The 21,520-nt window shown below is 28.9% G+C and carries 20 protein-coding genes; all 20 read left to right on the forward strand.

Annotated features, from left to right (window positions below; all coding sequences use genetic code 11):
* The 20 genes from BB050_RS10825 (at position 1) to BB050_RS10920 (ending at position 21,479) form a co-directional block, all read left to right on the forward strand.
* Complete coding sequence (locus BB050_RS10825) at positions 1-891, forward strand: glycosyltransferase family A protein (protein WP_066033573.1); 891 nt, start codon at positions 1-3, stop codon at positions 889-891.
* Positions 892-897: 6 nt separating this feature from the next.
* A complete protein-coding gene (locus tag BB050_RS10830) occupies positions 898-2,055 on the forward strand; it encodes a glycosyltransferase family 4 protein (RefSeq protein WP_066033574.1) in 1,158 nt (385 codons plus the stop codon).
* Positions 2,052-3,080 carry a glycosyltransferase gene (locus tag BB050_RS10835; protein ID WP_066033575.1) on the forward strand — a complete coding sequence of 343 codons (1,029 nt, stop codon included), beginning with the start codon at positions 2,052-2,054 and terminating at the stop codon, positions 3,078-3,080. The genes BB050_RS10830 and BB050_RS10835 overlap by 4 nt, the downstream gene beginning before the upstream one ends.
* Before the next feature lie 45 nt (positions 3,081-3,125).
* Positions 3,126-4,037, forward strand: coding sequence for a glycosyltransferase family 2 protein (locus BB050_RS10840; protein ID WP_066033576.1), 912 nt, complete (start codon positions 3,126-3,128; stop codon positions 4,035-4,037).
* 51 nt (positions 4,038-4,088) lie between these two features.
* A complete protein-coding gene (locus tag BB050_RS10845) occupies positions 4,089-5,243 on the forward strand; it encodes a glycosyltransferase family 4 protein (RefSeq protein ID WP_066033577.1) in 1,155 nt (384 codons plus the stop codon).
* A gap of 8 nt (positions 5,244-5,251) precedes the next feature.
* Positions 5,252-6,133, forward strand: coding sequence for a glycosyltransferase family 2 protein (locus BB050_RS10850; RefSeq protein ID WP_066033578.1), 882 nt, complete (start codon positions 5,252-5,254; stop codon positions 6,131-6,133).
* Positions 6,134-6,172: 39 nt separating this feature from the next.
* On the forward strand, positions 6,173-7,609 hold the full coding sequence (locus BB050_RS10855) for an MBOAT family O-acyltransferase (RefSeq protein WP_066033579.1): 1,437 nt from the start codon (positions 6,173-6,175) through the stop codon (positions 7,607-7,609).
* Between the two features lies 1 nt (position 7,610).
* Positions 7,611-8,516: a hypothetical protein gene (locus BB050_RS10860; RefSeq protein WP_066033580.1), complete on the forward strand. Its 906-nt coding sequence runs from the start codon at positions 7,611-7,613 to the stop codon at positions 8,514-8,516.
* A gap of 4 nt (positions 8,517-8,520) precedes the next feature.
* Complete coding sequence (locus tag BB050_RS10865; RefSeq protein ID WP_335583315.1) at positions 8,521-9,690, forward strand: cytidylyltransferase domain-containing protein; 1,170 nt, start codon at positions 8,521-8,523, stop codon at positions 9,688-9,690.
* Entirely contained in the window at positions 9,677-10,552 is an 876-nt protein-coding gene (locus tag BB050_RS10870) for an N-acetylneuraminate synthase family protein (protein WP_066033582.1), read from the forward strand. Before BB050_RS10865 ends, BB050_RS10870 begins: the two co-directional genes overlap by 14 nt.
* A 102-nt stretch (positions 10,553-10,654) precedes the next feature.
* Positions 10,655-12,052: a glycosyltransferase family protein gene (locus tag BB050_RS10875; protein ID WP_066033583.1), complete on the forward strand. Its 1,398-nt coding sequence runs from the start codon at positions 10,655-10,657 to the stop codon at positions 12,050-12,052.
* Positions 12,053-12,058: 6 nt separating this feature from the next.
* Positions 12,059-13,486 (forward strand): MBOAT family O-acyltransferase, encoded by a 1,428-nt coding sequence (locus BB050_RS10880; RefSeq protein ID WP_066033584.1) that lies wholly within the window; start codon positions 12,059-12,061, stop codon positions 13,484-13,486.
* Positions 13,487-13,499: 13 nt separating this feature from the next.
* Entirely contained in the window at positions 13,500-14,462 is a 963-nt protein-coding gene (locus BB050_RS10885; protein ID WP_066033585.1) for a hypothetical protein, read from the forward strand.
* A gap of 3 nt (positions 14,463-14,465) precedes the next feature.
* Entirely contained in the window at positions 14,466-15,899 is a 1,434-nt protein-coding gene (locus BB050_RS10890) for an MBOAT family O-acyltransferase (RefSeq protein ID WP_066033586.1), read from the forward strand.
* Complete coding sequence (locus BB050_RS10895) at positions 15,899-16,780, forward strand: hypothetical protein (RefSeq protein ID WP_066033587.1); 882 nt, start codon at positions 15,899-15,901, stop codon at positions 16,778-16,780. Before BB050_RS10890 ends, BB050_RS10895 begins: the two co-directional genes overlap by 1 nt.
* 214 nt (positions 16,781-16,994) lie before the next feature.
* The gene (locus BB050_RS10900) at positions 16,995-17,678 is read left to right on the forward strand and encodes a hypothetical protein (RefSeq protein WP_236940441.1); all 684 of its coding nucleotides are present in this window, start codon (positions 16,995-16,997) and stop codon (positions 17,676-17,678) included.
* Positions 17,665-17,973, forward strand: coding sequence for an acyltransferase family protein (locus BB050_RS22185; RefSeq protein ID WP_066033588.1), 309 nt, complete (start codon positions 17,665-17,667; stop codon positions 17,971-17,973). Before BB050_RS10900 ends, BB050_RS22185 begins: the two co-directional genes overlap by 14 nt.
* Positions 17,973-18,755 carry an acyltransferase family protein gene (locus tag BB050_RS10910; protein ID WP_066033589.1) on the forward strand — a complete coding sequence of 261 codons (783 nt, stop codon included), beginning with the start codon at positions 17,973-17,975 and terminating at the stop codon, positions 18,753-18,755. The genes BB050_RS22185 and BB050_RS10910 overlap by 1 nt, the downstream gene beginning before the upstream one ends.
* 40 nt (positions 18,756-18,795) lie before the next feature.
* Positions 18,796-19,950 carry a glycosyltransferase family 4 protein gene (locus tag BB050_RS10915; protein WP_066033590.1) on the forward strand — a complete coding sequence of 385 codons (1,155 nt, stop codon included), beginning with the start codon at positions 18,796-18,798 and terminating at the stop codon, positions 19,948-19,950.
* On the forward strand, positions 19,950-21,479 hold the full coding sequence (locus BB050_RS10920; protein WP_066033591.1) for a glycosyltransferase family 2 protein: 1,530 nt from the start codon (positions 19,950-19,952) through the stop codon (positions 21,477-21,479). Before BB050_RS10915 ends, BB050_RS10920 begins: the two co-directional genes overlap by 1 nt.
* Positions 21,480-21,520: the final 41 nt, after the last annotated feature.

Raw genomic sequence — 21,520 nt, forward strand, 5'->3', positions numbered from 1 at the left:
ATGTTAGTCTCGATAATAATTCCCGTTCACAAAACTATAGATTATTTTAAAAGTTGTGTAGAAAGTGCATTATTGCAATCATATAGCCATATTGAAGTAATTATAGCCTGCAATGGCGAATTGGAAATTCAAACTTGTAAGGATTTTTTAAATATAAATGATCCAAGACTTATTTATTTAAAAACAAAACCTGGTCGACATAATGCGAGAAATGAAGGATTATTAGCTGCTAAAGGAAAATATATTCAATTTTTAGACTATGACGATTTGTTATATTTAAAAAAAATTGAAACCCAAGTTTCATTGTTAAAAAGTGCAAACAGTAAAGAAATAATTTCTATCACAAAATGGAAAAAGTTTAAAAATGAATTAAATGAAAGTTATAATTTTCCATATAATAACATATTTGAAGAAGAGAAAATAGATGCCCGAAAATTAATTCGGAAATTATCAGTTAATGGAGGTTTTATTGCCACAGGATCGTGGTTAATTCCTAAAGTTTTAATTGGTAATATTCAATGGATAGACAGTCCTAATGATGATGCTGTTTTTTTATCAGGCATATTGAAAGGAAATCCTGAAATAATAATGGTTTCTGAAACTTATGCAGGGTATAGAATTCATGATGAAAATACCAGTTCTTTATTTAAAAAATCAGAATTAGACAAACTTCTGGTGAGTTGGGAACTTATTTATCAGAATTTGAAAGCTCTACATATATTCGAAGTAAAACTTTATTTGTATAAAGCATATTTAAATTTAATACGTTATTCTAAAGTCGTGAATGGGTATCGAATTTTATTTATAATTTATAAAACGCTAATGTTTGGATTTAAATCTAAACTAGGTTTTAACTTAGTTTTAGATCTAAAAAGAATGTTACTAAAATAAGAAGAATTGAAATCAAAAATACTTATAATAGGCCCAATTACAGATTTTGGAGGAAGAGAGCTAGAAGTAGGTTTTGTTTCTAATGTCCTATCATCAAAACATGAAGTTGAGGTATGTTCTACAGTGACTATTTCAAAAAATAGTCAGGTTTTAGATTTCAGTAAAAGTCTTCCCGTTTTTTCTTTAAAAAGCAAAGTATTTAAAAACTTTTTGTGGATTAAATTTCTAGCCTTTATTAGTTATTTAAAGAACAATTGTAAGGGATCAGTTTCAGATTATGCCAATAACGAATGGGCAAAAAAGCATTGTAGTTATGATGGTAAAGTTTTAGAGGTTTTAAATACCCTGATTCCTAAATATAATTTGGTTGTTTTTTTTGGCCAGTTATCATCGAATTACGTAAAAGAAGTTATAGAAATTTGTCATGATAATAAAATCAAATTTGTTTTTAGAACAACAGGCAAAATTTTAAATTATCAGAATTATGATTATTTAAATTATGTTGATTTATATATTCATCATTCAGAAAGTAATGCAAATGGTCTTAAAATAAATACGCATAACTATACAGTAATTGATCAATGTGCTTTTAATGAAGAAGAATTATTGAAAATTTCGGTAGTAAAAAATAAGGTAAAAACATTTTTAACCATCGCACGTTTAGAAAAGGAAAAGAATATCGATGTCCTTATAAAAGCTTTTTTAAAGATTTCCGACAACGATAAATTAATTATTATTGGTGAAGGATCTGAATACGATAATCTGAAAAATCTAGCAAAAAACAATGTCAATGTTATTTTTACAGGATTTATACGAAATCATAAAACAGCTGATTTTTTTAAACAGGCAGATTGTATCATAATTTCACATTACGATTTTGAAACAGGTCCTTTAACAGGTATCGAAGCTATGGCAAGTGCAAGATTAATTTTGTCAGCGAAAACAGGTGCAATGGAGGAGCGATTCGACGGAATTAATATTTCATGGTTTGATAATACAGTAGAAGATTTATATGAAGAAATGGTGAAAATCAAAAATATTAATGCAGATCAGGCTGAAAAATTATCAATTGAAATTAGAGACAGATATATTTCACGTTTTTCGAAAGAAAATATTAATGCACGATACTTAGGAGTAATAGAAAAAGTAATGGACGTATCATGAGAAAAGGAGAAAATCTTTCAAAAGATGTAATATTACCTGAATTGGATTCACATCACAGAGTAATAATTCCATTGTATATACCTGATGAAGAAAGTTATTATAAAGATGCTTTTATAATTTTCACTTATTGTCTTTTATCAATTCAAAAAACTTCGATTACAAAAATTAAGATTTCAGTGATAAGTGATGGTTGTTGTGATGCTATAAATACAAAGCTACTTCAATTGCAAAGAGACAATTTGATTGATGAACTTATAATAGAGAAAAATAACGTTGGAAAAATAAATAGCATTTTAAAAGCATTGCGTACAGCTCCAGAACGTTTGATCACTATTACCGACGGAGATGTCCTATTTTGCAATAATTGGGAAACTGAAATATTAGAAGTTTTTAAAGCTTTTCCTCAAGCTGGAGCAGTTTGCCCAGTACCTGTTTTTAGAAAACAATTAAATTTGACAGCCAATATTTGGTTTAAATATTTTTTCTCTAAAAAACTCTATTTTAGAACAGTAAAAAATCCTGATGCTATGGAGAAATTTGCTCAAAGTTTAGGATGGTCTTCTCTAGAAGATAGATTTAAAGATTCAATTTGTACATTGAAAGCAAAAAATGGCACTATTGCAGTATTAGGATGTTCTCATTTTGTGGCAACTTATAAACGCGAAGTTTTTGATGTGATACCAAAAACAAACAGTGTTTATAAATTAGGAGGAGACAGTGAGTACCTTTATTTAGATCTACCCGTAGTAAAAATGGGCGGATACAGGCTATCAACAAACGAAAACTTAGCTTATCATTTAGGAAATCATCTAGAATCTTGGATGGTCGAAAAATTTAATGATTTAAAGGAGATAACAGAAAAAAAAGTAGAAAACTTACATTTAAAAGAATTGTCCAGAGGACCTATTAGTTATTTGTTTACAGAGAAGATCTTTAGAAAACTTTTTTATAGTAAACAATTTTACAATTATGCTTTAAGAAAAAAAGGTATTTCAAAAGAGAAATTAAAAACATTTTGGTACTAAAGAAAAATAAAAATAGTCTAGAATATAAATGCAGATAATAAGATAATGGAGCCAATTATTTCCATAATCATGCCTATTTTTAATAGAGCAAATTTGATTGCCGAAACATTAGATTCAATAAAGAATCAAACTTATACTTTATGGGAGTGTATTATCATAGATGATGGGAGTACTGATAATACGGTAGAAATTCTTAAAAAATATCAGGAAGAAGACAACAGATTTAAATTTTTTGTTAGGCCTAATAATATAACAAAAGGGCCTAGCTCTTGTAGAAATTTTGCCTTCGAAAAAGCTTTAGGAAGCTATATACAGTTTTTTGATAGCGATGATATTATGCATCAAGATCATTTAAATCTTAAAATAAATAGCATTAAAGATTCAGATTTAGTGGTTTGTAAATTAAAAGAATTTGAACAGGAATTTGATAAACAGGAATTTTTGTTAGATACAGTCCCTAATATAAGCTACCAGAATCTATTTGAAGATTTTGTTTCAGGTGCTTTTCCTATGATGATGGTGGCTCCAATGTGGAAAAAAGAATCATTACAGCCTTACTTGCCAATTAGAGAAGATTTGCATATTCTTGAAGATTACGATTTGTATGCGAGAGCATTATTTGAGCCAAAGAAAATTTCAATTATAAATGAAATTTTGATTCTTTATAGAATGGGTTTAAGCTCATCTACAAACTCATTTTACAGCAATATTGATTACGGATTAGAGTCCTATCTTGAAGCCAAAAGAACAGTATTAAAATTAACTTCTTCAAAATCTGTTAGATTATGTATTTTAAAAATGACTTTAGGTTTCTTTAGAATGGGACTGGCTCAACAAAAATATGAAGGTTGTCAAAAATGTATCGATTTTATTAAACATGAAAGATTGCTTTATTCCATCAAATTAAAAATGCAATTTTTTCGAATTCATTTTTTTATCTCATTTTTAAATTTATAAAACGTGGTGACACGCGCTTTAAACCATTATTAAAATTATAATTATTATTTGATGAAAATTTTAATGGTTGCCATACCCAATCATCACTTTTTTCAATGGGTAAACCAATTGAAAGATTCTGGTCATGAAATATACTGGTTTGATATTACTGATGGAGGTCCAAAGGTTGAAAGAATAAACTGGGTTCATCAGATAAAAGGTTGGAAACAGCGCTTTAACTTTCCATTTCGACAAGGTCTAAAGAGTAAGATGCCTCGTTTATATAAGATGATTCAAAAAATTCGGGAGCGAGATACCAAAGTTGTTTTCGAAAAAATAATTGAAGATTTAAAGCCAGATATAGTTCATTGTTTTGAAATGAAGCTAGCTGGAATGCCAATATTAGATATTTTAGAAAAGAAGGATAATATAAAATTTATATATTCCTCATGGGGGAGTGATATGTATGCTTATCAAGAACTTGGACTTTCTAAAAATGAAGTTGAATCTTTTTTGACAAGAGTAGATTTTTTAATCACAGACTGTAAGAGAGATTATAAAATTGCTGGCGAAAATGGATTTAAAAATACTTTTTTAGGAGTTTTTCCAGGTAACGGAGGAATTTATTTTGAAAAAGAGTTTATTAAAGAAACCGCAGACCGAAACATTATTCTAATAAAAGGCTATGAAGATGGTGTGGGAAAAGCAATAAAAGTAATTGAATCGTTAGAACTTGTTTCTTCAAATTTGTTGAAGGATTTAAAAATCGTTGTCTATAGCGCCGATTTGAAAGTTAAAAAACGAATTGAAGAATCCTCTTTTTTAAATTCTCTGGACATTAAAATATTGAGTAGAAACAAGTTTATTTCTAATGCAGAACTATTGAAAATAATGGGGGAAAGTATTATCCATGTTGGAAATAGTATTTCTGACGGAATGCCCAATGTTTTATTGGAATCAATGGGAATGGGAGCATTTCCTATCCAATCAAATCCAGGCAACGTCACGGAAGAAGTCATAAAAAATGGTATAAACGGTTTTATAATTGAGCAACCTTTAGATAATTTAGCAATTGCTAAATTAATTGAAAATGCAATTAAAAATATTGAGTTGAGAACTTCTGCTCAAGAATACAATACCAATTTTATTGCTGAAAACTATAATAGAAAGCATCTCCAAAAAAGCATTGTTAAATTGTATGAGAAAGTGCTTTTTAATAAAAATTAATATAAATAATGAAACTCTCTACATTAATTGTAACTAAAAATAGAGCTCAAGAACTTGAATTAACCCTTAATAAGTTATTAGGAATTTTAGATCTTATGCAGCATGAAGTGCTAGTATTTATTGACGGATGTGAAGAAACACATAAATTAATTTCTAAATATAACTGGGTTAAATGGTCATGGAACGAAAAAAGTGTAGGAGCTTCACCAGCTAGAAATTTTCTTTATAAAAAAGCAGAAGGAAATATATTGGTAGGACTTGACGATGATGCGCATCCGATTAGCGAAAATTTTGTAAATAAAATCGAAAATACATTTTTGCAATTTCCTGATGTCGGAATAATCGCTTTTCAGGAAGTAAGAGGCTTATTTTCTACAGATGAAGAAGCATTTAGAAGCAGGCAAACAAAAGTGACACAACATAAAACTACTGATTTTATTGGATGCGGATTTGCAGTTAAAAAAAGTGTTTATGATGAAACAAGAGGATTTCCTTCTTGGATTGATATTTATGGCGAAGAGTCATGCTTATCAATTGAGGTTCTTGATTTAGGATACGAAATTCTTTATGATAATGAAATTGTAGTTAATCATAGAATTGATAAAAAAAAGCGTCTAGCCCAAGGAAGAAATTATTTTAGATTTGAGAAACAACTTAAAAATACAATTTATTATTATCTGGTATATTACCCTAAACCAATATTAAAAATAGCAAAGCTGTTATTGCATAACTTTAAAAAGTATGCATTAACAGACAAGAAGTGCTTTTCGTTATTTTTTAAAGCCGTTTTTACGGCGACTAATAATTTTTTCAAGGTTTTAAAGTTCAGAAAACCTGTTTCAAACCAAACATTACAAAGAATGAAATTGTTGAAAGGAGTTCAATATTAATTTTATTAACCAAGCTAATATGAAATACATAATTTAAGAATGCTTTTTAACTCTTTAAACTTTGCTTTATTTCTACCAGTAGTTTTTGTTTTTTACTGGTTTGTGACAAATAAAAGTCTGAAACTTCAAAACATATTACTTTTAGTATCAAGTTACTTTTTTTATTCCTGTTGGGATTGGCGTTTTCTTTTTCTGCTGATTTTTTCAACATTATTAGACTTCTTTTCTGGAATTCAAATAGAAAAGGCAAAGAGTCAGCATCAAAAAAAGTTTTGGTTTTGGTTAAGTATAATTGTTAATCTTGGTTTCTTAGGTGTTTTTAAATATTTTAATTTTTTTGCTGAATCATTAAAAGATTTAATTTCAATTTTTGGTTTTCAAGTTAATATTTGGTCGCTACAAGTAATTTTACCAATCGGAATTTCTTTTTACACCTTCCATGGCTTGTCCTATGTTATTGATATTTATAAAAATAGAATCAAAGCAGAGAAAAACTTCATTGATTATGCTTTATTTGTTTCTTATTTTCCATTATTAGTGGCAGGACCAATAGAACGGGCAACACATTTATTGCCTCAGATAAAAAAGAAAAGAAACTTCAACTACGAGCAAGCTGTAGATGGATTAAGACAAATACTTTGGGGATTGTTCAAAAAAATTGTGATTGCTGACAATTGCGCAATTCAAGCTAGTTTGATTTTTAATAATTCGACTGAATATTCAGGAAGCACTTTAGCAATTGGAGCTATATTTTTCGCTTTTCAAATTTATGGTGATTTTTCAGGTTATTCAGATATTGCTTTAGGAGTGTCGAGATTGTTTGGAATAGAACTTCTTCAAAATTTTTCTTTTCCATATTTTTCTAGAGATATTGCTGAATTTTGGCGTCGTTGGCATATTTCACTATCATCGTGGTTTAAAGACTATTTATACATCCCGCTTGGAGGAAGTAAAGGAGGAAGGTGGGTTCAAGTTAGGAATACTTTTGTAGTTTTTTTAGTCAGCGGATTTTGGCATGGGGCAAATTGGACTTTTATAATATGGGGCCTATTGAATGCTATTTATTTCTTACCCTTATTACTTTTAAATAAGAACAGAAGTCATATAGAAATAGTTGCCTTAGAAAACAAGTTGCCAAGTATAAAAGAGTTTGTAATGATGGTTACAACATTTACATTTACAGTTTTGGCTTGGATTTTCTTTAGGGCAAATAATGTAAAACATGCATTACAATTTATATCAGATATTTTTTCTAAGTCATTTTTTTCTCTTCCAACAGAAAGACCGACATATTTAATTTTATTGATATTACTTTTTATCATTATAGAATGGTTAGGAAGAAGAAAGAAATATGCACTCGAAAATTTAGAATTTCAATATAACACTTTCTTTAGATGGTCTATGTATATTATAATTATAGTGTTTCTTTTTATTTTTGGAGCTAGAGAACAAGAATTTATTTATTTTCAATTTTAGTATGAAAAGATTTTTACTAAGAGTTTTAATATTTAGTTTAATCTTTTTTGCGTTAGATAAACTATTTTATATTTTTTTATTCATAGCGCCTAAGCTAGAAGAAGACCATAGACTTGAGCTTTTGCTAAATGGCAAGATTAATAAAGAATTAATTGTAATGGGATCTTCAAGAGGGGCTTACAATATTATTGCAAATCAAATTGAGAAAGAAACTGGAAAAACAGCTTATAATATTTCGTATGCTGGTTCGAATATTCAATTTCATTTGTTTTTATTGAAAACACTATTAGAATTCAATAACAAACCTAAAACAATTGTTCTTTCTTTGGATAACCCATACGAGTTTTTATATGTTAAAACATTCGATTATAGATACGATAAAATGTATCCTTTAGAGAAGTATAATTATATAAATGATGAATTGATTAGGCTGGATGACAAAAGTAAATTTTCAAAAATTTTCTGCCTAGCAAGGTTAAACCGGAATAGTTTTAATTTTAGAAAAAAAGGAGTGACTAAAGAGAGTCCAATTTTAGAATGCGGATCGATGCCTTTTTCAATAGAATCTGGGAAGAATAATTTTAAATTTGATGACAAAAAAGTTTGTTATCCAATTAAGGAAGAACTTAAAGATAAAAAGAAAGCATTTCTTGAGTTTCAGAGGATTTGTAAAGAAAACAATATAAAATTAATTTATTGTTTTGCTCCTAATTTTAGAGTTTATAATTCGACACTCGAAAATAGGATAAAAGACATTTCATTGCCAGAAAATCGACTTTTTGTTTATGACACTACAGATTTTAGATATAAAAAGATAGAGTATTTTCACGATGAATCGCATCTTAATATAAGAGGCGCGAAGCTGTTTACCAGTGAATTAAGTAAATTCATAAATTTGAATAAATAACAATATGATGAAAAAAACCGCCATAATTCCACTTCGTAAGAACTCTAAAGGAATTTCAGGAAAGAACAAAAAAAAGATGCTCGGACGACCACTTTTTTCATGGGTTTTAACCGAAGCAATTTTTTCTGAATTAGATGAAGTATATGTTTTTACAGACGATCAGGAAATTATAGATTATATTAAAAGAGAATATTTTTGGACTTCAAAAGTAAAAACACTTTTAAGAAATGATGAGAATGCTTCAGATACAGCATCGACAGAAAGCGCTATGCTAGAATTTGCAGAACTTATAAAGAATGATTTTGACTTGTTATGCTTATTGCAAGCAACTTCTCCGATGACAAAATCTCAGGATATTAATGCAGTGCTAAATGAAGTTCTTGTTAATAAAAAAGAATCAGCTTTAACTGTCGTGAATACGCATCGTTTTATCTGGAACGCAGACGGAACTCCAAGTAATTATGATGTTTTTAAAAGACCGAGACGCCAAGATTTTGAAGGATTGCTAATTGAAAACGGAGCAGTATATGTTACTACAAAAGAAGCTTTTCTAAACTCAAAAAACAGAGTAAGCGGTTCAATTGGTTTAGTAAAAATGCCAGAGGAATCTTTGGTAGAAATCGATAGTTTATCTGATTGGGAAATTATCGAAAAATTATTAGGAGATCGTCAGAAAAAAATGAAAGTGCATAAACGAATAGATTATTTAGTTTTAGATGTAGATGGAGTTTTCACAGATGGATGTGTTTATTACGATGCAAATGGAGAAATGGCTAAAAAATTTGATATGCGTGACGGAATGGGATTGGAAATTTTAAGGCAAAATAACGTTGAAGTGATCGTAATGACCTCAGAAAATTCTGAATTAGTTGCGCAGAGAATGAAGAAATTGCAGATTAAACACACTTTTTTAGGAGTTAAAGATAAATTTTCCTTTTTAACACATTTTCTTTCAGAGAGAAATAGTAGTTTTGGCGCCGTCTCGTATGTGGGCGATGACGTAAATGATTTAGCAAATATTTGCAGTGTTGGTTGGTCATTTACTCCTGCTGATGCGACAGATATCGTTAAGGCAAATGCAGATTATGTTTTAACTCATAAATCAGGAGCCGGAGCAATACGAGAAACTTGTGAAATTTTATTAAAGTACAATAAACGTTATGAAGGAATTTAAAAAACCTTACGTGATTGCCGAAATTGGATGCAATCATAAAGGTGAAATGGAAATAGCAAAAGAATTAATTAAGATTGCAAAAATCTTCGGAAACGCAGATGCAGTAAAATTCCAAAAACGTAATAATAAAGAGCTTCTTACAGAAGAGCAATATAATGCGCCACACCCAAATTTTTCTAATTCGTATGGAGAGACTTATGGTGCGCACAGAGAGTTTTTAGAATTCAATGTTGAACAGCATAAAGAACTAAAAGCGTATTGCGATGAAATCGGAATTACTTATTCAACATCTGTTTGGGATACGACTTCAGCAAAAGAGATCGCATCCTTAAATCCAGATTTTATTAAAATTCCTTCTGCTTGTAATAATAACTTCGAAATGCTAGAATGGTTGAGCGAAAATTATTCAGGAGAAATTCATATTTCAACAGGAATGACTACTAAAGGAGAAACAGATACTCTGGTTGAATTTTTTACTAAAAAAGGTAGAAACCAAGATTTAGTTTTATACAATTGTACATCTGGTTATCCAGTTCCTTTTGAAGATGTTTGCCTTTTGGATATTAATATTTTAAGACAAAAATACGGTCACTTGGTAAAACACATCGGTTTTTCAGGGCATCACTTAGGAATTGCTGTAGATATGGCTGCTTATACTTTAGGAGCTAATATTATTGAAAGGCATTACACTCTTGACAGAACTTGGAAAGGTACCGATCATGCGGCTTCTTTAGAGCCAATGGGTTTACGTAAACTTACAAGAGATTTAAATGCAGTTTATCAAGCTTTAACTTTTAAATCTGCTGATATTTTGCCAATCGAACAAGTTCAAAGAGATAAACTAAAAAATAAAAAAGTATAAGTTTATAAGGATTTCTATTGAAACTAATTATTGCCTTAACTTTTAACAGAAGTTAGAATGAAAATGTAAAAAATTTTCGCATTAGATTCTATTTTACTTGAAATGAAAAAAAACATATTTATCTTTTTACCAGACGGAGTAGGACTTCGTAATTTTGCCTTAACTTCTTTCAAAGAAATTGGTGAGAAGAATGGTTTTGATATCACGTATTGGAACAACACACCATTTTCTATTACAGAGAAGTTAGGTTTTAAAGAATTAAAGATTCAGGAAAAGTCAGTGCGTCCTTTAACTATAGTTTATAGTCGTGCACGCAAAAGAATGGAATTGAATTTTTTTGATAAAAAATTTAATGAAGTAGTTTACAACACTTATAATTTTCCACAATCTTATAAGGGGATAAATAATGCTGTAAAAAGTTTTATGGTTGATGCTCTGACAACTTTTGGGTCTAATCAAAAAGGAATCAAGTTTGTTCGTGAGCAAATAAAAAAAGGAGAACGTACAACAAGTAAATACAAAGAAAGCAAAAAACAGTTGGAAGAACACAAACCTGATTTTGTGTTCTGTACCAATCAGCGTCCAACTCAAGCGATTGCTTCTATTTTGGCTGCACAGGATTTAGGAATTCCAACAGGTACTTTTATTTTTTCATGGGATAATCTTCCAAAAGCAACAACTTTAGTCGAAACAGATTACTATTTTGTGTGGAGTGAACACATGAAAAAAGAGGTTTTAATGTACTGTCCGTATGTAAAAGAGGAACAGATTTTTGTTACTGGAACTCCTCAATTTGAAAGCCATTTTGATAAAACTCTTTTACAATCAAAAGAAGAATTTTTTGCAGCACATAATCTAAATCTTAATACAAAATACATTTGTTATTCTGGAGATGATATTGTGACTTCTCCTTTAGATCAATATTATTTAGAAGATTTAGCATTATCGGTAAGAGAATTAAATCAAAACGGATATTCTTTAGGCATCATTTATAGAAAATGTCCTGTCGATTTTACCGATCGTTATGATGAGGTTTTAAATAAATATAAGGATGTAATTGTAAACATAGATCCATTATGGAGTCCTGTTGGGCAAAGCTGGAATGAGATTATGCCCACAAAAGAAGATTTTGCATTACAGACAAACATTTGTGAATACACAGAATTTGTAGGTAACATTGCTTCTTCTATGGTTTTTGATTTTTCTGCCCATGATAAATCTTGTCTGTTTTTTGATTACGAACAGCCACAATTAAAAAAAGGAATCCGTGATATTGGGCAAAACTATAAATACATCCATTTTAGATCGAAACCTTCTGAAGAAGCGGCTTTATGGGTCAGAAATAAAAAGGATTTAACAGCTATTGTTAAAGACATTATTGACGGAAAAACTTCAAGTGTAAAAGAGAGTAAAAAATGGTTCGAGATTATCGTTGGACCAAATCCTACTGAAGCATCTGAAAAAATCTGGGAAAGTATAAATAGTCTTTTAAAGAAATAATTATTTATGTTTTTTAACTCTTTGGCATTTGCCATCTTTTTGCCAATTGTTTTTTTTCTGTATTGGTTTGTTTTTAATAAAACCAAAAGCACACAAAATGCCTTATTAATCATTGCAAGTTATTATTTTTATTCTTGCTGGGATTGGAGATTCTTATTCTTATTAGTTTTCTCTACATTTCTAGATTATTTTACAGGAATTCAAATTGAAAAAAGTAATTCAGATCGAAGGCGTAAATTTTGGTTCTGGCTTAGTATTTCAGTCAATTTAGGCTTTTTAGGAATTTTTAAATACTATAATTTCTTTGCGTCTTCATTTGCAGAAATGTTCACTTCTTTTGGATTTAAAGTAAGTCCATTTTTGCTAAATGTTATTCTTCCAGTAGGAATTTCATTCTATACTTTCCACGGATTATCTTATGTAATTGATATTTATTATAAAAGAATAAAAGCCGAATATAACTTTATTGACTATTCTCTGTTTGTGAGCTATTTTCCACTTTTAGTTGCAGGACCAATTGAAAGAGCTACTCATTTACTGCCACAGGTTAAAATAAAAAGAGAATTTAATTTTGAAAAAGCTAAAGAAGGATTTAGTCAAATTATCTGGGGACTTTTTAAAAAAGTAGTCATAGCTGATACTTGTGCGATTTATGCCAATGCGATTTTTGATCACTATAATTCGATGGACTCCTTATCTCTTATTTTAGGGACAATTTATTTTGCATTTCAGATTTATGGTGATTTTTCTGGCTACTCAGATATTGCGCTTGGAGTTTCTAAACTTTTTGGAATAGATTTATTAAGGAATTTTAATTACCCTTATTTTTCAAGAGATATAGCTGAGTTTTGGCGCCGCTGGCATATTTCACTTTCCTCTTGGTTTCGAGATTATCTTTACATTCCGCTTGGAGGAAGTAAAGGTGGACTTTGGATGAAAATCCGAAATACATTCATCATTTTTATCGTTAGCGGATTTTGGCATGGGGCCAATTGGACATACTTAATGTGGGGATTTATAAATGCAATCTACTTTTTACCATTACTATTATTAAGAAAAAATAGAAATAATACGGATGAAGTAGATATTAAATTTCGCTTTTCGTCACTAAAAACTTTGCTTAACATTTTATTTACTTTTGGTCTAACTTGCTTTGCATGGATTTTTTTTAGAGCAGAAAATATTTTTACAGCTTTTAATTACATTCAAAGAATCTTCGCATTTAATATTGATTTTCAAAATCTAAAGGGACAAATAAGTTTTACAACCACATTTGTTTTACTTTATTTGGTCTTACTAGAATGGAATAACAGAAAAATAGAGTGTCCTTTAAATGGTAAGCTTTCCAAGGTTAAAATATTGGCAGCAATTGTATTGATTCTACTTTTGGGAGAATTTAATATTAAAAATAACTTTATTTATTTCCAATTTTAATATCCATTTGTAGATGAAATCTTTCTTAAAATATCTCCTAGAAATTTTATTTATTGCTTTAATTGTTTGTTTTGGGCTTCAATATTTCTCAGATAATGGTTTAAAAAAATTAAAAGGGACTAAGATTAATGATTGGCAAAATATAATAGAGGGCAAAATTAATAGTGACGTAATTATAAATGGTTCATCTAGAGGTTACTTCATGTATAATGCAAAAAATATAGGTGAACTATTAAATTTAAGTTGTTTTAATATTGGTTTTAATGCTGGTGGTTGCAATTTGCAGCAATCTAAATTTGATATCTATCTAAAAAAAAATAGAAAACCTACAGTGATAATTCAGAATATAGATCTATCCCACTTTTTAAAAAATACCGAGTTACCAGATGAATGGCAGTTTACCCCTTTTATAAACAATGAAATAATTAATTCGTTTGTAACTAAATATGATGATAAATATAAATATTTGCCCTATATCCCATTGTTGAAGTATAACCAGAACTTTCAGCTACTTAAAAAAGGTATAATTGCTAATTTTTCAAGTTCAGTTACAAAGAATGACAAGACTATCAATGGTTTTTCACCACAGGATAGGATTTTTAAAATAGACTATCATAATCTTGAAAGAATAAAAAAAGATAAGTACGATTTTAATGAGATCGACTTTAGAAATGAAATTAAAGAAATGGTTTATTTTTATTTTCGAAGATTAGATAAAGATGCAAAAGTTATTTTTGTTTGGGCACCAGAACATAAATTAAGATGTTCTTTGCTTTTTCCTGAAAAAGGAAAAATTCTAATCGATGAATTAAATAGAATTGAAAGTAATAATAAAAACTTTCAGTTTATTGATATGCGTGTCAATGAGATATCTAATCATGATGAATATTATTATGATACCTATCATCTAAATGCAACAGGAGCCGATATTTTCTCAAAAGAATTGGCAATAAAAATTAAAGAAATTTTAAATTAATATATGTTTTTTAACTCTTTGGCATTTGCCATCTTTTTGCCGATTGTTTTTTTTCTGTATTGGTTTGTTTTTAATAAAACCAAAAGCACACAAAATGCCTTATTAATCGTTGCAAGTTATTATTTCTATTCTTGCTGGGATTGGAGATTTTTATTCTTATTGGTTTTCTCTACATTTCTAGATTATTTTACAGGAATTCAAATCGAAAAAAGCAACTCTGAAAAAGGAAGGAAGTTTTGGTTCTGGCTTAGTATTTCAGTCAATTTAGGCTTTTTAGGAATTTTTAAATACTATAATTTCTTTGCGTCTTCATTTGCAGAAATGTTCACTTCTTTTGGATTTAAAGTAAGTCCATTTTTGCTAAATGTTATTCTTCCAGTAGGAATTTCATTCTATACTTTCCACGGATTATCTTATGTAATTGATATTTATTATAAAAGAATAAAAGCTGAATATAACTTTATTGATTATTCTCTTTTTGTAAGCTACTTTCCACTTCTAGTTGCAGGACCAATAGAAAGAGCAACACATTTACTGCCGGAACTAAAAGAAAAACGCGAATTTAATCTTGAAAAAGCAAAAGAAGGAGTTTATCAAATTGTTTGGGGATTAGTGAAAAAAGTCGTCATTGCAGATACTTGTGCTGTATATGCAAATGCTATTTTTGATCATTATCCATCTATGAATTCTTTTTCATTAATTATGGGAGCAATTTATTTTGCTTTTCAGATTTATGGCGATTTTTCGGGTTACTCAGATATAGCGCTTGGAGTTTCTAAATTATTTGGTTTAGATTTATTGCGAAACTTCAATTACCCCTATTTTTCAAGAGATATAGCTGAGTTTTGGCGTCGTTGGCATATTTCGCTTTCGTCTTGGTTTAGAGATTATTTATATATTCCTCTTGGTGGAAGCAAAGGCGGACTTTGGATGAAAATCCGAAATACATTCATCATTTTTATCGTTAGCGGATTTTGGCATGGTGCCAATTGGACATACATTGTTTGGGGATTTATAAATGCTGTTTATTTCCTTCCATTATTACTTTCAAATAGTAATAGAAACAATATGGATTCCATAATTTTAAAATGGAATCTAGATTCTGTGAAAGTATTGTTTAGTATTCTAACCACATTTTTATTGACCTGTATTGCTTGGGTGTTTTTTAGAGCAAGAACTATTACAGATGCAGTTTTGTATTTAAAAAGAATATTCACAAATGGCGAGTTTATCCCTCAGTATTTAGATAACGAACGATATAATTATGAATTACTATTGATGATTGGTCTGTTTGTTTTAGTAGAATGGAATAATAAAACTAAAGTAGAACCAATTTCAGGAAAAAGAAGTTGGCTAAAAATGGCACTGGCGATTATGGCAATTATTGCTTTCGGAACTTATTCTGATTATAAAGAATTTATTTATTTCCAGTTTTAATGAAGAAGTTTTTATTAGACATATTAGGAATTTTTCTTTTAACAGTTTTGATAGCGGTTCTCTTGGACGGATTGTATACTTATGTTTTTATGCAATCAAAAAATCGTGGAAAAATAGAAACTGTTTTTAATTCTACAGCAAAAAAATACGACGTAGTAATTTTAGGTTCTTCAAGAGCCAACAATCACTTTGTTTCGCAAATGTTTGAAGATAAAGGATTAAAAACGTTTAATTACGGAATGAGTGGAGGACATCTATTTGAAGCATCTTTAATGTTAAAATTGATGATAGAAAGAAAATATGAAATCAAAAATATAATTCTTGAAGCCGATTTAAATCTTTCAAATGACCAAGAATCTGAAGGAGTTGCAACAAAATTTCTACCTTATATTCATTGCTCAAAAGTTATAAAAGATCATTTTGCGACAGAAGAAAACTTTAACGAATTGTATTATATCCCTTTTTACAGATATGTAAAGTTTGATTCTAAAATTGGTTTTAGAGAAGTTTACAAAATAGAAGTAAATGAAAAAACAAATGCTTTGGATAACTTAGGATATTATCCATTGGATAAACACAAAAATGGCAATATGAAAAACAATATTGTCAATTTAAATCCTTTGCCACACAATAAATATTACGAAGAAATAAAAAATATCTGTAAAAAAAATAATATCAATTTTATTTCTGTTATGACGCCAATGTGTGAAAATGTAGTTGGAATGAATTACTTTGATAAAGTGAAAAAACTATATCCAGAAATTCACAATTACGAAAATATAATTGTAGAGAATAAATACTTTTCTTCATGCGGGCATATGACAAATGCCGGAGCTCGATTATTTACAGCAAGAATTATCAAAGATTTTTTTGGGAAATAACGAATATAAGGCAATGAAGAATTTTTTACTTTATGTATTCAAAATTTTAGTACTAACTTTTGTTTTGATGTTTATAATGGACAAAGTTTATTCATATGCTTTTCGTCAATCAAATAAAAGAAGTAAAATTAGCTTTATCTATAATTCGCCACCAATAAATTATGATGTTGTAATATTGGGCTCGTCTAGAGCAAATAATCATTTCGTGACAAAAATGTTTACAGATAAAGGATTAAAAACATTTAATTTCGGAATGCAAGGCTCTAAACTATTTGAATCTGATTTGGTTCTGAAATTACTTTTAGAAAAAAAGAATAAAATAAAAAATGTAATAGTTGACGTTGATGTCACACTAAAATCTGAAAGTAAGTCAGACGGAACATTTTTAAAATTTTTGCCTTATTTTAATGAATCTTATGTAATTAGGGAGCATTTTAAAGAATTGGATGATTTTAATAGTTTTTATTATATCCCGTTTTATAGATATCTGAGATTTGACTCAAAAATTGGTTTTAGAGAAATGCTTTTTTCTGTTTTAAATAAAAAAAGCAATGAAATTGATAATGGAGGATATGGTCCGTTGCCTGAAAATAATGGAAATTTAAATACTGAAGTTTTAGATTTTCAACCACACAGGAATAGATATTATGAAGAAATTAAAAAAATCTGTAAAGTGAATAATATTAATCTCATTGCAATTATGACACCTATGTGTGAAAAGGCTATAGTTAACAATTACTTCAAAAAAGTAAATCAGCTGTATCCTGAAATTTACAATTACGAGAACATAGTGGCAGAAGATAAATATTTTTCGTCATGTGGTCATATGAATGATATGGGAGCGAAAGTTTTTACGGCAAAAATTTTAAACGATTTTTTTAGTTATGAATGTAATTAAGTTAGAAAAGTTAGATTACATCGATGTTATTAGAGGTATAGCCATTTTAATGGTAGTAATTACCCATACTGCTCAGCAAGAATTGGTTAAATTACCTCATCTTTTATCTGTATTTCTAGGTTTTGGAGAAAGAGGAGTGCAGATTTTCTTTATTGCCAGTGCTTTTACTTTGTTTCGATCGTATAAAAAAAGAAATAAAATTGAAAAAAGTCCAGTTAAAAACTTCTTCATCAGACGATTTTTTAGAATTGCGCCAATTTATTATTTAGGCATTATATATTATATATTAGGATAATGTACAATCTATCTTATTGGCAGGCAAGTCAACCCAATATTACTATTGGCAATGTGATTTCTAACTTTTTTTATTGTCATGGTTTAAGTCCTTGGATTAATAGTCTTGTTCCAGGAGGATGGTCCATAACAGTCGAAATGTTTTTTTATGTACTGTTTGCTTTCTTGTTTAAAAAAATAGAAAGCATCAATTCTGGTGTTATGTTTTTAAATTTTACTTTATTATTCAAATTGGTATTACAGGAGTTTCTCCAGTATGGAAATTTTATTTCAAATTCCTATTTATGGGGAGAATTCATTTTCTATTATTTTCCAAGTCAATTACCAATTTTTGCATTAGGTATAATTTTATATTTTCTAATTGAAAACCCTAATAATATAAAATTGGTTAAGACTAAAAATCTTGCTTTTTTTGTCATTTTACTTCCATTGCAAATTGGATCAAAATTCGATTTTCTATATTTAAATCATATAATTTTTGGTATAATCTTCGTAGTTTTTGCTCTTGTTTTGAGTAAAGGAAAACTTAATTTTTTATCTAAACCAATTATACCATATATTGGCAAAATAAGTTTTAGTATTTACATAATACATTTTATAGTTATAGTATGGTTAGCTAGGTCTTATTTAATTGATTTCTGCAATAACGGCTTAATTAATTTATCCTTACGATTTATACTAATCTTGTCTTTTTCAATTCTTATTTCAACTTTAACTTATCGTTTAATTGAAATCCCATTGCAGAATTTAGCCCAAAAAAATTATTCTAAAGACAGAAAGTGATAATTAAAATAAAAAACTGTTTTTTCAAAAACAATTAAATATGCATATAGCTTTTTTAACACCTGAATTTCCTCACCCCCAAGTTGCTTACGCAGCTGGAATAGGAACTAGTATAAAAAATCTTACTACAGCATTAAGTAATGAGAATATTAAAGTTACTGTTTTTGTTTATGGTCAGAAAAAACAAGAGATTTTGGAAGAAAATGGCGTTACGATTCATTTAATTCAAAATAAAAAATATAAACTTTTTGGTTGGTTTTTTCATCGAAAATATATACAGAATTATATCAATTCAGTTATTGAAAAAGAAAAGATTGAATTACTTGAAGCTCCTGACTGGACAGGAATTACGGCTTTTATGAACTTAGATGCACCTCTAGTAATTCGTTTTCACGGAAGTGATACTTATTTTTGTCATTTAGAAAATAGAAAGCAGAAGCGTAAGAATTTTTGGTTTGAAAAATTAGCTATAAATCAAGCAAAAGCTTTTATTTCACCAACAAAATTTACAGGAGAGGTTTCAAAAAAACTTTTTAATATAAAAGGAAAAGAAATCATAACTATTCATAACGGTTTGGATCTTGAAAATTTTAAAAATGAATTTCCTAAAGAATTTGAAAAAAAACTGATTTTATATATTGGAACTCTGATTAGAAAGAAAGGAGTTTTAGAACTGCCTGAAATTTTTAGCAAAGTTCGTAATGATATTCCAGACGTTAAATTAGTTTTAATTGGTACAGATTCGTTCGATATAAAAACAGGGTCAAAATCAACATGGGAACTAATGAAAGATTTGTTCACTGAAGAGGACTTGAAGAATGTAAACTATTTGGGTAAAATTCCGTACAATGAAGTTCAAACTTATATAAAGAAAGCAAATGTGTGTGTGTTTCCAACTTTTGCAGAAACTTTAGGAATGGTTACAATAGAATCAATGGCCATGCAAAAAGCTGTTGTAAATAGTAATATTGGCTGGGCACAAGAGCTTATTGTAGATGAAGAAAGTGGTTATTTGGTTTATCCTTCAAATCATGATCTTTATTCAAATCGAATTATTCAATTACTAAAAGACAATTCACTTTGTCAGGAAATTGGAGAAAAAGCTAGAATTAAAGTAGAATCTCATTTTGATATCAATCAATTGGTGAAAGAAAATGTAGAGTTTTATAAAAAGATAATTAATAAGAAAATTTAATGGTAGTTGTTTGTCATAAAAATAATAAAGTTGTAAAAGTTTGCAAAGATGGAGAAGCTATTTCATTTGAATCTTCTTTAAATATTGCCTCAACTTTAATGACATTTGCGAAAAAATTCCCAACAGATAGAATAATCTGGAGTCATATTACTGTAGAATCTAATATAAATTGGGAGGCTATAGATACAATTTTTCATCATGATAGAATCATGGCATCTTTCAATAAGGATATTGAAGAATACTTTTCAAATGGTATTGGATATATTGACGAGTCTGCATTTTTAAATGTTAATAAAAAGGTTAGTTACCCAACTTGGTTAACCAGCAGTGCAGTGGGGGGAATTAGCTCAAAAGCGCTTTTGCAATTTGAAAATAAAATTAAGTTTGTAAATAACTTTGATTATTTCTTACATAGTATTGCAAAAATAGCATCTATAAAAGGACTGTTTTGCTATTCAGAACCAAGACTTGTTATTGATAAAACAATCTCAATTCCAGTAAAAAAAGCAAATATTTACACTTTGTTTCAGTTTGCAAAACAACATTATCGTACACGCTGGATATTCATACTGTTTTTTAATTTCTTAATTTTTGAAAAACGCTTTCCAATAGCCCCTTTATTGTTTTCGTTGCGATTTAAAAAACGAAATAAAATCAATTTTGATTTATCTGAAATATCAGTTCAATCAAAATTAAAAATTGTGGAATCTAAAACTATTGATGTTATTATTCCAACGATTGGACGAAAAGATTGTTTGTATGATGTATTGCAAGATTTAGCAAAACAGACTCATTTACCACAAAATGTTATAATTGTAGAGCAAAATCCTATAGAAGGAAGTCAAAGTGAATTAGATTATTTAAATTCTGAAAAATGGCCGTTTGCTATTAAACATATCTTTACTCATCTAACAGGAGCTTGTAATGCACGAAATGTTGCTCTGAGCCAAGTTTCGAGCGAATGGGTCTTTTTAAATGATGACGATAATAGGTTTGATGAAAATTTAATTGGCAATATCTTTAATAAAATTGAACAATTTGGGACCTTTGTTGCAACAACATCATATTTACAAAAAAATGAAAAATTACTATTTAAAGATATTCACCAAACAGGAATTTTTGGTTCTGGAAATAGTTTTGTAAAATCAAGCTGTTTAGCTAATGTTTCTTTTTCAATGGCCTTAGAATTTGGTTACGGTGAAGATTTTGATTTCGGAATGCAACTAAGACAACAAGGTTTTGATGTAATCTATTTCCCTGATCCAGCTATTTTACATTTGAAAGCTCCTTTCGGTGGATTTAGAATCAAACCTCATTTTCCTTGGACAGGCGAAAAATATCAGCCAAAGCCATCTCCAACAATTATGTATACAAAACAGAAATATTTGAATCAAAAACAAATTAACGGTTATAAACTGAGGCTGTTCATAAAAGCCATAAGAAAAGAATCTCTTTTTAATTGGGCTGATTTTTATGTTTCATTTAAAAAAGGATGGAATTTAAGTGTCGATTGGAGTAAAAAATTATAAGAATGCAATAGTTTATTTTAAAACTAGAAAAATTTAAAGAA

Origin of the sequence: Flavobacterium anhuiense (assembly GCF_001705175.1) — a bacterium.
GTDB classification, from domain to species: domain Bacteria; phylum Bacteroidota; class Bacteroidia; order Flavobacteriales; family Flavobacteriaceae; genus Flavobacterium; species Flavobacterium anhuiense.

Bases quoted from the DNA above. Each gene is read 5' to 3' on its own strand.
- BB050_RS10920 (WP_066033591.1), top strand. From the start codon at position 19,950: ATGGTAGTTGTTTGTCATAAAAATAATAAAGTTGTAAAAGTTTGCAAA.
- BB050_RS10865 (WP_335583315.1), top strand. From the start codon at position 8,521: ATGATGAAAAAAACCGCCATAATTCCACTTCGTAAGAACTCTAAAGGA.
- BB050_RS10915 (WP_066033590.1), top strand. From the start codon at position 18,796: ATGCATATAGCTTTTTTAACACCTGAATTTCCTCACCCCCAAGTTGCT.
- BB050_RS10835 (WP_066033575.1), top strand. From the start codon at position 2,052: ATGAGAAAAGGAGAAAATCTTTCAAAAGATGTAATATTACCTGAATTG.
- BB050_RS10850 (WP_066033578.1), top strand. From the start codon at position 5,252: ATGAAACTCTCTACATTAATTGTAACTAAAAATAGAGCTCAAGAACTT.
- BB050_RS10855 (WP_066033579.1), top strand. From the start codon at position 6,173: ATGCTTTTTAACTCTTTAAACTTTGCTTTATTTCTACCAGTAGTTTTT.
- BB050_RS10910 (WP_066033589.1), top strand. From the start codon at position 17,973: ATGTACAATCTATCTTATTGGCAGGCAAGTCAACCCAATATTACTATT.
- BB050_RS10870 (WP_066033582.1), top strand. From the start codon at position 9,677: ATGAAGGAATTTAAAAAACCTTACGTGATTGCCGAAATTGGATGCAAT.
- BB050_RS10885 (WP_066033585.1), top strand. From the start codon at position 13,500: ATGAAATCTTTCTTAAAATATCTCCTAGAAATTTTATTTATTGCTTTA.
- BB050_RS22185 (WP_066033588.1), top strand. From the start codon at position 17,665: ATGAATGTAATTAAGTTAGAAAAGTTAGATTACATCGATGTTATTAGA.
- BB050_RS10840 (WP_066033576.1), top strand. From the start codon at position 3,126: ATGGAGCCAATTATTTCCATAATCATGCCTATTTTTAATAGAGCAAAT.
- BB050_RS10895 (WP_066033587.1), top strand. From the start codon at position 15,899: ATGAAGAAGTTTTTATTAGACATATTAGGAATTTTTCTTTTAACAGTT.
- BB050_RS10875 (WP_066033583.1), top strand. From the start codon at position 10,655: ATGAAAAAAAACATATTTATCTTTTTACCAGACGGAGTAGGACTTCGT.
- BB050_RS10900 (WP_236940441.1), top strand. From the start codon at position 16,995: ATGTTTACAGATAAAGGATTAAAAACATTTAATTTCGGAATGCAAGGC.
- BB050_RS10880 (WP_066033584.1), top strand. From the start codon at position 12,059: ATGTTTTTTAACTCTTTGGCATTTGCCATCTTTTTGCCAATTGTTTTT.
- BB050_RS10845 (WP_066033577.1), top strand. From the start codon at position 4,089: ATGAAAATTTTAATGGTTGCCATACCCAATCATCACTTTTTTCAATGG.
- BB050_RS10825 (WP_066033573.1), top strand. From the start codon at position 1: ATGTTAGTCTCGATAATAATTCCCGTTCACAAAACTATAGATTATTTT.
- BB050_RS10890 (WP_066033586.1), top strand. From the start codon at position 14,466: ATGTTTTTTAACTCTTTGGCATTTGCCATCTTTTTGCCGATTGTTTTT.
- BB050_RS10860 (WP_066033580.1), top strand. From the start codon at position 7,611: ATGAAAAGATTTTTACTAAGAGTTTTAATATTTAGTTTAATCTTTTTT.